The organism is Micromonospora sp. AMSO12t, from assembly GCF_008806585.1.
GTDB classification, from domain to species: Bacteria; Actinomycetota; Actinomycetes; order Mycobacteriales; family Micromonosporaceae; genus Micromonospora; species Micromonospora reichwaldensis.
In genome coordinates this window covers 1-12,150 of sequence record NZ_WAAS01000047.1, presented here as the reverse complement: position 1 = coordinate 12,150, position 12,150 = coordinate 1, and the positions used below count along the sequence as shown (strand labels likewise).

At 72.9% G+C, this 12,150-nt stretch carries 10 protein-coding genes; 7 read left to right on the top strand and 3 right to left on the bottom strand.

Translation table 11 applies throughout. From position 1 onward, the window contains the following. Positions 1 to 35 precede the first annotated feature (35 nt). Positions 36 to 734, top strand: coding sequence for an NADPH-dependent F420 reductase (gene npdG / locus F6X68_RS10190; protein ID WP_151454031.1), 699 nt, complete (start codon positions 36 to 38; stop codon positions 732 to 734). Between the two features lie 382 nt (positions 735 to 1,116). On the opposite strand, the gene panB is transcribed toward npdG, so the two are convergent. Both panB and F6X68_RS10180 read right to left on the bottom strand, forming a co-directional pair. Beyond that, a complete protein-coding gene (gene panB, locus F6X68_RS10185; RefSeq protein ID WP_151454030.1) occupies positions 1,117 to 1,962 on the bottom strand; it encodes a 3-methyl-2-oxobutanoate hydroxymethyltransferase in 846 nt (281 codons plus the stop codon). A gap of 135 nt (positions 1,963 to 2,097) precedes the next feature. Then, positions 2,098 to 3,858 carry an NAD+ synthase gene (locus F6X68_RS10180; RefSeq protein ID WP_151454029.1) on the bottom strand — a complete coding sequence of 587 codons (1,761 nt, stop codon included), beginning with the start codon at positions 3,856 to 3,858 and terminating at the stop codon, positions 2,098 to 2,100. A 188-nt stretch (positions 3,859 to 4,046) separates the two neighbouring features. Between F6X68_RS10180 and glnA the strand changes: the two genes are divergently transcribed. The 5 genes from glnA to F6X68_RS10155 all read left to right on the top strand — a co-directional run bounded on the left by glnA (position 4,047) and on the right by F6X68_RS10155 (position 10,539). After that, a complete protein-coding gene (glnA, locus tag F6X68_RS10175; protein WP_151454028.1) occupies positions 4,047 to 5,396 on the top strand; it encodes a type I glutamate--ammonia ligase in 1,350 nt (449 codons plus the stop codon). Between the two features lie 108 nt (positions 5,397 to 5,504). Further along, positions 5,505 to 5,930, top strand: a complete 426-nt coding sequence (locus F6X68_RS10170; protein WP_151454027.1) for a DUF350 domain-containing protein — start codon at positions 5,505 to 5,507, stop codon at positions 5,928 to 5,930. 35 nt (positions 5,931 to 5,965) lie between these two features. Beyond that, on the top strand, positions 5,966 to 6,661 hold the full coding sequence (locus F6X68_RS10165; protein WP_151454026.1) for a YafY family protein: 696 nt from the start codon (positions 5,966 to 5,968) through the stop codon (positions 6,659 to 6,661). Positions 6,662 to 6,732: 71 nt separating this feature from the next. Then, entirely contained in the window at positions 6,733 to 10,059 is a 3,327-nt protein-coding gene (locus F6X68_RS10160; protein WP_151454025.1) for an NACHT domain-containing NTPase, read from the top strand. Between the two features lie 102 nt (positions 10,060 to 10,161). Beyond that, the gene (locus F6X68_RS10155) at positions 10,162 to 10,539 is read left to right on the top strand and encodes a VOC family protein (RefSeq protein WP_151454024.1); all 378 of its coding nucleotides are present in this window, start codon (positions 10,162 to 10,164) and stop codon (positions 10,537 to 10,539) included. A 64-nt stretch (positions 10,540 to 10,603) separates the two neighbouring features. Here F6X68_RS10155 and F6X68_RS10150 read toward each other — a convergent pair whose 3' ends face one another. Further along, the gene (locus tag F6X68_RS10150; protein ID WP_151454023.1) at positions 10,604 to 11,089 is read right to left on the bottom strand and encodes a hypothetical protein; all 486 of its coding nucleotides are present in this window, start codon (positions 11,087 to 11,089) and stop codon (positions 10,604 to 10,606) included. Positions 11,090 to 11,299: 210 nt separating this feature from the next. Here F6X68_RS10150 and F6X68_RS10145 point away from each other — a divergent pair. Then, positions 11,300 to 12,150, top strand: an 851-nt coding sequence (locus F6X68_RS10145; protein ID WP_151454022.1) for a virginiamycin B lyase, incomplete at its 3' end; no start/stop codon positions are given.

The following is a 12,150-nucleotide window of genomic DNA, read 5'->3' as shown; positions in this document are numbered from 1 at the left end:
GTGCCGCCGGCCTGCGGGTTTGCGAGGATGGCGGCATGGCTTACGACGCGAGCACGCTGCCCGACGTGTCCGGGCTGACCGTCGGCATCATCGGCGGCACGGGCGACCAGGGGAGGGGTCTCGCCTACCGGTTCGTCCGGGCCGGCCAGCCCGTGCTGATCGGGTCCCGTACCGCCGAGCGGGCCGTCCAGTCCGCCGAGGAGATCGCGGCCCTGCCCGGGGTGCCCGCCGGGGCGCCGGTGGCCGGCGGCGGCAACGAGGAGGTGGCCCGGCGCAGCGACGTGGTCATCATCGCGGTGCCGTGGGACGGGCACGCCGCCACCGTCGCCGCGCTCGCCGAGCCGCTCGCCGGCAAGATCGTCGTCGACTGCGTGAACCCGCTCGGCTTCGACAAGCAGGGCCCGTACGCGCTCACGGTCGCCGAGGGCAGCGCCGTGCAGCAGGCCGCCGCACTGCTGCCCGACTCCCGGGTCTGCGCCGCGTTCAACCACGTCAGCGCCCCGCTGCTCGCCGACCCGGAGATCGAGCGGATCGACCTCGACGTGCTGATCTGCACCGAGGACCGCGAGCTGGTCGGCGTCGTCGCCGCGCTGGCCGCCCGGATCCCCGGCATGCGCGGCATCTACGCCGGCCGGCTGCGCAACGCCCACCAGATCGAGGCGTTCACCGCCAACCTGATCGCCATCAACAAGCGCTACAAGGCGCACGCCGGCATCCGCGTCACCGACCTCTGACAACACCCGCCCCGCTCGGCTCGGCCCTGCCCTGCTCGGCCCTGCCCTGCCCTGCTCGGCCTGGCCCGGTCTGGTCTGGCCCTGCCCGGCTCGATCCTGCTGGGCGTGCTGCACCCTGCTTGGCGTGCTCGACCCGGTCTAGCCCCGCCCCGCCCCGAGATCTTGGTACGGAACGGCCCCTCGGGGGGCCGTTTCCTACCAAGATCTCTGCTCGAGGCCGCTGTGCGGGGCTTGCGTGCGGGTTCACTGGGCGGGGCCTGCGAGCGAAGCCACTGAGCGGGGATCGCGAGCGGGGCTGGTGGGCCGGGCTGCATGAGCGAGGTGTGGTGGGCCGGCCCGGCGGGCGGTGCGGCCCGCAGGGGCGCACCGCCCGTAGGACGGATCAGAAGGTGTGTTCCTCGGCGGGGAAGTCGCCGCCGCGGACCTCGTCGGCGAAGCGCCGCGTCGCGTCGGTCAGGGCGCCCGCCAGGTCGGCGTAGCGCTTAACGAAGCGCGGCGCTCTGCCGGTACGCAGGCCGGCCATGTCCTGCCAGACCAGCACCTGGGCGTCGGTGTCCGCGCCGGCGCCGATGCCCACGGTCGGGATCGGCAGCTCCGCCGTGATCCGCTTGGCCACCTGCCCCGGCACCATCTCCAGCACCACGGCGAACGCGCCCGCCTCGGCCACCGCCCGGGCGTCGGCGATCACGTCGTCGGCCGTGTCGCCGCGCCCCTGCACCCGGTAGCCGCCGATGGCGTGCTCGCTCTGCGGGGTGAAGCCGATGTGCGCCATCACCGGGATACCGGCGCCGGTGATGGCGGCGATCTGCGCCGCGCAGCGCCGGCCGCCCTCCAGCTTCACGGCGTGGCAGCCGCCCTCCTTCATGAACCGCACGGCGGTGCGCAGGGCCTGCGTGGGGCCCTCCTCGTAGGAGCCAAACGGCAGGTCGCCGACGACCAGCGCGTGCCGGGTCGCCCGGACGACCGCACGGACCAGCGGGAGCAGCTCCTCGGTGGTCACGGGGACCGTGGTCTCGTAGCCGAAGACGTTGTTGGCCGCCGAGTCGCCGACCAGCAGCACCGGGATGCCGGCCTGGTCGAAGATCGAGGCGGTGTACTGGTCGTACGAGGTGAGCATCGGCCACCGTTCGCCGCGCTCCTTGGCGGCGATCAGGTCGCGGGTGCGTACCCGCCGGGTGGCCGGGCCGCCGTAGAGGGCGGTCACCTCGGACGGGGTGGACTCCACCATGGCTCTCTCCTTCCTCGAGGCCGCGTGCGCGGTCCCCGGGTTCCGCCGCGATCGTCGCACCCGACGACCGGCCGGCGGCAGAGCGCAGTGGAGGATGTCACTCCCGGGCCGCCGCCGGCCCGGGAGCGACATGGCTCAGCCGTCCTCGCGCCACCGGTTCGTGATCGGCAGCCGCCGGTCCCGCCCGAAGGCCTTCATCGAGATCTTCGCGCCCGGCGCGGACTGGCGGCGCTTGTACTCGGCGGTATCCACCATCCGCAGCACCCGGTCGACGACGGCCGGGTCGTGGCCGGACGCGACCAGCCCGTCGCGGCCCAGGTCACCGTCGACGTAGCCGATCAGGATCGGGTCCAGCACGTCGTAGTCGGGCAGCGTGTCGCTGTCGAGTTGGCCCGGGCTCAGCTCGGCGCTCGGCGGCTTGCCGATGGAGTTCTCCGGGATGGGCGGGGTCTCGCCCCGGCGGGCGGCGTCGGCGTTACGCCACTTCGCCAGCCGCCAGACCAGCGTCTTCCAGACGTCCTTGACCGGGTTGAAGCCGCCGACCGAGTCGCCGTAGAGGGTGGAGTAGCCGACCGCCAGCTCGCTCTTGTTGCCGGTGGTCAGCACCAGGTGCCCCTCCTGGTTCGACAGCGCCATCAGGATCACCCCGCGTACGCGCGCCTGGAGGTTCTCCACGGAGACCCCGGAGAGCGACATGTTCGCCAGGAAGGTGTCCACCATCGGCTGGATCGGCTCGACCCGGTAGTCCAGCCTGGTCCGCTTCGCCAGCTCGGCCGCGTCATCCCGGCTGTGCTCGGAGGAGTGCTGGCTGGGCAGCGAGACGCCGACCACCCGGTCGGGCCCGAGCGCGTCGACGGCCAGCGCGGCCACCACCGCCGAGTCGATGCCGCCGGAGAGACCCAGCACCACCGAGGGGAACCGGTTCTTGTTGACGTAGTCGCGCAGGCCCAGCACGAGCGCCTGCCACACCTCGGCCTCGTCAGCCACCGGTGCGATGATCCCGCCCGTGGCGGCGGGGCCGGTGGGCGCCGGCGGGATGTCCCCGGCCTCCGTCCGCACCACGCGCATCCCGTCCGCCAGCTCCTGCTCCGGGGCGGCCGGCTCGCCGGCGGCGGGCAGCTCCACGTCGTGCACCAGCAGGTGCTCGACGAACTGCGGGGCCCGGGCGAGCAGCGTGCCGTCGGCGCCCACGATCATCGAGTCGCCCTCGAAGACCAGCTCGTCCTGCCCGCCGACCATGTTGACGTACGCGATCATCGCCCCGGCCTCGGCGGCCCGGCGGCGGACCAGCGGCAGCCGGACGTCGTCCTTGTTCAGCTCGTACGGCGAGCCGTTGACGCAGAGGACGAGGCCGACCCCGGCCTGGCGGGCGACGGCGAACGGGCCGCCGGCCTGCCACAGGTCCTCGCAGATGGTCAGCGCCACGTCCACCCCGCCGACGCGGACGACGCTCAGCGCGTCGCCGGAGACGAAGTAGCGGTCCTCGTCGAAGACGCCGTAGTTGGGCAGGTGGTGCTTGAAGTAGGTGGCCACGATCCGACCGTGGTGCAGCAGGGCCGCCGCGTTGCGGGCGCCGCGACCGGGCTCGGCGTCGCCGCTCACCTGCGGCGGGCCGTCGGCGTCCAGGTAGCCGACCAGCACCGGTAGGGCGCCCAGCCCGTCGGCGTCGAGATCGGCGGCGAGGCGTTCCAGCGCGGCCTTCGACGCGGCGACGAAGGACCGGCGGAAGACCAGGTCCTCGACCGGATAGCCGGTCAGCATCATCTCCGGGAACGCGACGATCTGGGCGCCGGTGTCGGCGGCCCGGCGGGTCCAGTCACGGACCAGGCCGGAGTTGCCGGCGAGGTCGCCGACGGTCGGGTTGACCTGGCACAGGGCGAGACGCAGGGTGGGCATGTCCTCATCTTGCCCCAGTCGTGCGGACCCGACACGCGGGGCGGGGCGAGACCACGGGAGCCGCGGGACAGGGCAGGACGCCCGCCGGCCGGTCGCGTAACGTCGGCGTAACGAGGCCGGTGGAGACTGGTCGGTCAGGCCGGGTCGACCCCGGTCGCAGGTGCGCAACGGTGTCGCGAGGGGTGGAAGTGGACCGTCAGCAGGAGTTCGTCCTCCGTACGCTGGAAGAGCGGGACATCCGGTTCGTCCGGCTGTGGTTCACCGACGTGCTGGGCACGCTCAAGAGCGTGTCGGTGGCCCCCGCCGAGCTGGAGGCGGCCTTCGAGGAGGGCATCGGGTTCGACGGCTCGGCGATCGAGGGCTTCGCCCGGGTCTTCGAGTCCGACATGGTGGCCATGCCCGACCCGACGACCTTCCAGGTCTTCCCGTTCGAGGGTGGGGCCAGCGGCGAGAGCGCCCGGATGTTCTGCGACATCCTGCTGCCCGACGGCGGTCCGTCCTGGGCCGACCCGCGGCACGTGCTGCGCCGGGCGCTGTCCAAGGCCGCCGAGAAGGGGTTCACCTTCTACACCCACCCCGAGATCGAGTTCTTCCTGCTGGAGAACGGCCCGCTGGACGGCTCGGTGCCCATCCCGGTCGACACCGGCGGCTACTTCGAGCACACCACCCACGCCGTGGCCCGCGACTTCCGCCGGCAGGGCGTGCTGGCGCTGGAGCGGATCGGCATCTCCGTGGAGTTCAGCCACCACGAGGTGGCCCCCGGCCAGCAGGAGATCGACCTGCGCTACGCCGACGCGCTCACCACGGCCGACAACATCATGACCTTCCGGCACGTGGTCAAGGAGGTGGCGCTCTCCACCGGCGTGCAGGCCACCTTCATGCCGAAGCCGTTCACCGACCAGCCGGGCAGCGGCATGCACACCCACCTGTCGCTGTTCGAGGGGGAGCGCAACGCGTTCCACGACGCCGGCGACCCGATGAAGCTGTCCAAGGTGGCCCGGGCGTTCATCGCCGGGCTGCTGGTGCACGCCCGGGAGTACACGGCCGTCACCAACCAGTGGGTCAACTCCTACAAGCGGCTGTTCCCGCAGGCATTGCCGGACCGGGTGACCGAGAGCCCCGCGTACGTCTGCTGGGGTCACCTGAACCGGTCCGCGCTGGTTCGGGTCCCCGCCTACGGCAAGCCGAACTCCGCCCGGGTGGAGGTCCGCTCGCCGGACTCGGCGGCCAACCCCTACCTGGCCTTCGCGGTGCTGCTCGGCGCCGGGATGAAGGGCATCGAGGAGGGCTACGAGCTGCCGCCGGGCGCCGAGGACGACGTGTGGTCGTTGACCAGCGCCGAGCGGCGGGCGATGGGCTACGAGCCGCTGCCGGAGAACCTGTCCGAGGCGATCGACGTGATGGCCGGCTCCGAACTGGTCGCCGAGGTGCTCGGCGAGCACGTCTTCGACTTCTTCCTGCGCAACAAGCGGGCCGAGTGGGAGCAGTACCGCCGCGAGGTCACCCCCTACGAGCGGCAGCGATACCTGTCGCTGTAGGCCCGCCTCCCGGAGCCGGAGCGGGGCTCCCGCTGCTGGCGCGGTGCCGCTATCGTCTCGGTCACCGCGCCGGCATCCCCGCCGGGCGCAGAGTTCGGGAGGCAGTCGGTGCTGGAAGATCTGCTCAGCGGAGCCTGGCAGAGCGTCGTGTTCGGGGTCGTCGGGGTGGCCCTGATGGCGGCCGGGTTCGGGCTGGTCGACATGCTCACCCCCGGCAGGCTGCGGGAGCTGATCTGGGTACGGCGCAACGGCAACGCCGCGCTGCTGCTCGCCGCCAACCAGCTCGGCATCGCCGGGATCGTGTTCACCGCGATCCTGACCAGCTACAGCGACTTCGCCAGAGGGCTCGCCTCGACTCTCGTCTTCGGCCTGGTCGGGCTGGTCATCATGGCGCTGGCGTTCTTCGTGCTGGACCTGCTCACCCCCGGCAAGCTCGGCGAGATCATCTGCTCGGACGAGCCGCACCCGGCGGCGCGGGTCAGCGCCGCCACGCACTTCGGCGCCGCGCTGATCGTCTGCGCCTGCATCGCCTGACCTGTCCCGTCACACCCCCGTCGTAGGTTGCGGGGGTGAACCGGACGGACCGTCTCTACGCCCTGGTCGAGGAGCTGCGCGCCGTGTCGCCACGGCCGCGCAGCGCCCGCTGGCTCGCCGCCCGCTTCGAGGTGAGCACCCGCACCATCGAGCGCGACATCGGCGCCCTCCAGGAGTCGGGCGTGCCGATCTGGGCCGAGCCGGGCCGCACCGGCGGCTACGCGCTCGACCGGGCCCGCACCCTGCCGCCGGTCAACCTCACCCCCGTCGAGGCGGTCGCGATGGCGGTGGCGTTGCACCGGATGCGCGGCACGCCGTTCGCCGCCGCGGCCGGCACCGCCCTGCGCAAGCTGATCTCCGTGATGCCGGCCGCCGACGCCGCCGAGGCCCACCGGCTCGCCGCCCGGGTGCACCTGATCGGCGACGGCCCGGTGACGCCCGTCCCGGCCGCCGTCGCCGACGCGGTGCGCGCGCGACGCGTGCTGCGCCTGCGCTACGCCGACCGCTCCGGTGCCGGCTCGCTGCGCGACGTGGAGCCGCTGGGCTACCTCGGCAACCCCCGCCACTGGTACCTGCTGGGCTGGTGCCGGCTGCGGGCCGGCATCCGCGCCTTCCGCGTCGACCGGATCACCTCGGTCACGACCCTCGCCGAGCGGGTGCCGGAGCGCGAGCTGTCCGCCGACGACATCGACATCCCCCAGGAGCGGATCCGCCGGCTCAGCCTGGTCTGACACGGGGCAGCGCGGCCCTCCCGTGCACGGCATGCTGTCTCTTCCGCATGTTCCCCGCAGGAGGTCACCACGTGCCCGACGCGCTCAGCTACGCCGACGCCGTTCGCCTGCTCGGCGGGGAGAAGAGCAGGGTCGTCGACTGGTTCGACAAGCTGACCGGAGGAGCCCTGCTGGCCGCCTCGGTGCCGGTGCCGGCGCTGCTGGGGATCTTCGACGCGAAGGCGGAGTTCGTCCGGCTCGGCCACGAGCTGGTACGCGGCATGTCCGAGAAGCGCTCAGGGCTGTCCCGGTACGACCGCACGCAGCGCCTGGAGGCGGCGCACGCCGTCATCGCGGTGACCGCCTTCTTCGAGGTGCTGAGCGAGATCGACCTGCCCTTCGACGTGGCGAGCGCCCGGATCAGCAAGGCCGAGCAGTTGTCGTTGGCCGGCTCAGGAGCGGTGCACGAGGCGGCCCTCACCGACGCGTTCTTCGCCACCGCGGCGCCGCTGCCTGGTCCGCAACTGCCCTATCCCGCGTTCCGCCATGCCCTGGTCGCCTACTACGGCGGGCTCGTCGGCCGGCTGCAACACCTCCTACGCGGCCTGGCCGTGTGGGAGGCCGTCGACGAATGGCGGCGACAGGCGACGGAGAAGGTGCTGCTCCGGCTGCCTATGACCGCCGCCGACCGGCACCGCGACCTGCTGACCCAGCTCGCGGTGGACTACGTCGAGGTGTCGTTCTGGATCGGCCTGCACGAGCACGAGGCGACCCGGACGCAGGTGCGTGCCCTCTCGGTGGGGCTGGACGAGATGCGGCAGGCCCTGGTCGCCCTCTCCGCGGGAGGCCCACCCGACGGCCGTCGGGCGGCGCTCGCCGTGGCGTACACCGCGGAGTTGGGACGGCCGATCATCTCGTCCGGGGAGGTGCCGACCGGGCTGACGGTGCCGACGCTCGGCGAGGCGTACGTGCCGCCGCTGTGCCGGATCGAGGAGTTGCCCGCCCACGCGCGACCGAGCGACGAGGCGTGGTGGGATGGGCGGCCGTTGCGTGACGACCTGTGGCAGTCCCTGGTCGTGCACCTCACTTCGCCGAACGCCACCCGGGCCCCGCTGCTGGTGCTCGGCCAGCCGGGCTCCGGCAAGTCCGTGCTGACCCGGGTCCTCGCCGCGCAGCTGCCGCCTGCCGACTTCATGGTGGTGCGGGTGGTGCTGCGCGACGTCCACGCCGCCGGGGAGCTCCAGGACCAGATCGAGCAGGCGGTCCGTAACGACACCGGAGAGAGGGTGGACTGGCCCGGCCTGTCCAGGTCGGCCGGCGACGCCCTGCCGGTCGTGCTGCTCGACGGCTTCGACGAACTGCTCCAGGCCACCGGAGTCAGCCAGACCGACTACCTGCGCCGGGTGGCGGCCTTCCAACGGCGCGAGGCCGACCAGGGGCGTCCGGTGGCGATGCTGGTGACCAGCCGCACCAGCGTCGCCGACCGGGCGCAGCCGCCGCCCGGCACGGTGGCGGTACGGCTGGAACCGTTCGACGGCGAGCGGGTGCGGGCCTGGACCGCCACCTGGAACCGGGTCAACGACGGGGCGTTCCGCGCGCTCGGCGTGCAGCCGCTGGAGCCGGCGACGGTGCTGGCCCACCGTGAGCTGGCCGAACAGCCGCTGTTGCTGCTGATGCTGGCGCTCTACGACGCCGAGGGCAACGACCTGCGATCGGCCGGCGAGCTGCGCCGGGGCGAGCTCTACGAACGCCTGTTGCGCAGCTTCGCCCGCCGCGAGGTCATGAAGCACCGGCCGGGCCTGTCCGAGCGGGACCTGGACCGGGCGACGGAGGACGAGCTGCGCAGGTTGTCGATCGTGGCGTTCGGCATGTTCAACCGGGGCGTCCAGTGGGTCACCGAGAACGACTTCGAGTCGGATCTCGCCGCGCTGCCGTTCCTGGGCAGCCGTCCGGCGGCTGTCACGACCGACGGACACCTGCGTACCCCGCTGCGACCTGCCGAGATCGTCCTGGGCCGCTTCTTCTTCGTGCACCGCTCACAGGCGATGCGGGACCAGACCCGGGCCAGCACCTACGAGTTCCTGCACGCCACCTTCGGTGAGTTCCTGATCGCCCGGACGACCGCGCTGGTGCTGGACGACCTGGTGGCCCGGGAGGCGAGCGCCCTGCTGGGGGCCACGCCGACGGACGACGATCCGCTCCACGCCCTGCTGTCCTTCGCGACACTGACCGGACGCACCCCGATCGTCACCTTCCTCACCGAGATCCTGACGTCGTGGGGCGGAAGCCGGCGGGACGCCGTGGTCGACATGCTGCTGCGCCTGTTCCGGGCGGCGACCGGCCGGCGACCGGCGCGCCACTTCGAGTCGTATGAGCCTCGGCAATTGTCGGTTCCGAAGCGCCACGCCGTGTACGGCGTGAACCTGCTCGTGCTGCTGCTCGCCGCGAGCGGGCAACTGCGGGGAAGCGAACTCCCCTTGGACAGCGGCGACGTCGTGTCCGGGTGGAACCGACTGGCTCTCTTCTGGCGTTCCCAGCTCAGCGACAGCGAGTACGCCGGCCTGTTGGGCGCGGTGCGGGTCGAGCGGGCGTGGTCGGGAACGCGACGGGATCTGCTCCTCTCCATCGAGGAAGGTCAGGACAAGTCGCCGCCACCGGCGGGCGACCCCAGGTGGTTCATCAGCGGCTCCAGGGACGACAGCCCCGTGGAGGACGCGGCGAGTTACTACCTGATGACCGGGACAGACTTCGCCCTGTTCGCTCGGACCGCGCACTTCGAGTGCGATCCGAATCTCGACACGGCGCTGCACGCGCTGGGACCGCTGGGGCATCCGCTCGACGCGCTCGACGGCTTCTGGACCTTCAGGGACGGCGACCGGTCGGAAGCCCGGCTCCTGCTCGACGTGTCGCTTCTCCCGATCCTCGGCGCGGGGGCTCGGGAGCGGGAACGGGCCTACCAACGCCTGCTGGCCATCGTGGAGGAGCCGGACGAGACACCGCAGCTGCCGGTGGCGGAGTTCGTGCTGGATCGGATCTCGACCGATCACGGGTTGTCCGCCGCGTTCGTCGCCGATGTGCTGTGTCTTCTCCAACAGGACGTGACGCTCGTCGGCTCCCTGCTGGCGTCGGCCGCCCGCTGCGTTCTTGCCTTCCTCGGCCGCGACCGGGAGACCGACGTCAGGCTGGCTGAGCAGGCCGACCGCCTGATCGCCGGCGCACAGTGGTACGCCGCCGCTGGCGGCAGTCCGCTCGACTGGCTCGACACCGACACCGCGGAGTTGGTCGTCCGCACGTACGAGGCGGGCGTGCGGCGGTACCCGGTATCGGTGGCCGAAGCGGCGAGTTTCCGCGCCCGCCACGGATCGCGCCGCCCCGACCTGGTCGACCGGTTGATTCCGCTCACCGACCCGTCCGAGTAGTGGTCTGGTCGCAAACACCGACAGGACGGTGTCGCGGACGGGGCGGAGGCTGACTCCTGACGGCGCCGGCCGAACGGCCGGCGCGCGAACGGGAGGCGACACATGTCCACGATCACCAGCGGGGTCAACTGGTTCGAGGTCGGCACGGACCGGCCGGAGGAGACCGGGCGCTTCTACACCGACCTGTTCGGCTGGGCGTTCGGCGAGCAGGGGACGCCGGAGGCGTCGTACCGGGTGACGGAGGCGGGGCCAGCGGGTTCCATCCAGGGCGCGATCCGGGACACCGGCGGGGCGAGCCCGAACTACGCCATCTTCTACGTCCAGGTGGCCGACGTGGCCGACGCCGCCCGGCGGGCGGAGGCGGCGGGCGGCAAGGTGCTGGTGCCGCCGAGGTCCAACGACAACGGGCTCACCTTCGCCCACCTGGCCGACCCGGTCGGCAACCACTTCGGCGTCTACGCTCCGCCACCGGGGGCCTGAGCAAGACCGGCCCCGGCGACCCGGCCGCCCGCCCCGGCCGGGTCGCCGGGGCGGACGGCGTACGTCACTTGCCGGCCGGTCCGCCGTGGCCGCCCCGACCGCCCGGGCCGGGCAGGACGCCGGCCTCGGCGGCGGCGGTGACGGCGTCGGCCTGCTCCTGGGTGAGCTTGCCGTCCTCGACGGCCTGCGCCAGGCGCTCCTTCATCGCGGCCTGCCGGTCGGCGGGGTCGCCCTTACCGACCTTCTCGGGCCGGTCGCCCTTCCCGGGCCGGTCGGCGGGCTTGTGCTCCTCGCGCAGCTTCTCCAGCGCGGCCGTCACCTTGTCGGTGTCGACGCCCAGCTCCGCGGCCAGCTTCCCGGCGAACTCCGCCTGCCGGTCGGCCCGCTGCTGCTGGCGGTCGCCGCCCTCGGCGGCGCTGGTGCTGGCGCCCGGCGCCGGGGTGTCGCCGTCCGCAGCGAATGCGACCGTCGGGGCGGCGAGGCCCACGCCGAGTACGCCGGCCGCGGCCAGCCCGGCCAGCAGGTGCTTCTTCCTCGTGGTGCGGGACATGTCGTCCTCCAACTCGTCGATGGGTCGTGCGATGACCTCACCGACAGTGACCGGTAGGGCTGAGGGGATGCCGTGGCGACCCTGTCAGCGAGCTGGCAATCCGGGGGCCGCCCGACCGGACAAACGGGTTGCATCGACGCGCGCTAGCGGCGAGGGTGTGCGGTCGGCAGGGCCCCGCCGGGGCGGAGCAGGTGACGGAAGGTGACCCTCGTGACGACGTCCGCGAAGATCAGGGAAGTCCCACTGGCCGGGGCGGGCGGCGGCCCGTACGGCATCACGGTCGGCCCCGACGGCGCGCTCTGGCTGACGCTGGCCCATGCCGGCGGCATCGCCCGGATGGGTGCGGGCGGTGAGCTGCGCACCTGGTCGGTGTCGCCCGACAGCCGACCGTTGATCATCACCCCGGGCCCCGACGGCGCCCTCTGGTTCACCCGCTCCGGCGACGACCGGATCGGCCGGATCACCACCGACGGCGAGCTGAGCGCCGTCGCGCTTCCGGCCGGGACCGGCCCCTGCGGCATCGCCGCCGGTCCCGACGGCGCCCTCTGGTACGCGGCCATGAACGCCGACGCGATCGGTCGGGTCACCGTCGACGGGGAGCAGACGCGGTTCCCGCTGCCGGTGAGCGGCGGCTTCGCCTCGATGGTCGCCACCGGGCCGGACGAGGCCGTCTGGTTCACGCTCAACCAGGCGAACGCGGTGGGCCGGATCGGCATGGACGGCGCCGTGACCCTGCACGCGCTGCCGACCGAGGGGGCCGCGCCGGTCGGCATCACCGCCGGCGTCGACGGGGCGCTCTGGTTCGTCGAGATCGGCGCCGGCCAGCTCGGTCGGATCACCCCGGACGGGCGGATCACCGAGTACCCGCTGCCGGACCGGTCCGCCCGGCCGCACGCGATCGTCGCCGACCCGGCCGGCGGCTGCTGGTACACCGAGTGGGGCGGCAACCGCATCGGCCACGTCGCCCAGGACGGCACGATCGACACCTACGACCTGCCGACCCCGGCCTCCGAACCCCACGGCCTCACGGTCGCCCCGGACGCCACGGTCTGGGCCGCCCT

Bases quoted from the DNA above. Each gene is read 5' to 3' on its own strand.
- npdG (WP_151454031.1), top strand. From the start codon at position 36: ATGGCTTACGACGCGAGCACGCTGCCCGACGTGTCCGGGCTGACCGTC.
- panB (WP_151454030.1), bottom strand. From the start codon at position 1,962: ATGGTGGAGTCCACCCCGTCCGAGGTGACCGCCCTCTACGGCGGCCCG.
- F6X68_RS10180 (WP_151454029.1), bottom strand. From the start codon at position 3,858: ATGCCCACCCTGCGTCTCGCCCTGTGCCAGGTCAACCCGACCGTCGGC.
- F6X68_RS10155 (WP_151454024.1), top strand. From the start codon at position 10,162: ATGTCCACGATCACCAGCGGGGTCAACTGGTTCGAGGTCGGCACGGAC.
- F6X68_RS10150 (WP_151454023.1), bottom strand. From the start codon at position 11,089: ATGTCCCGCACCACGAGGAAGAAGCACCTGCTGGCCGGGCTGGCCGCG.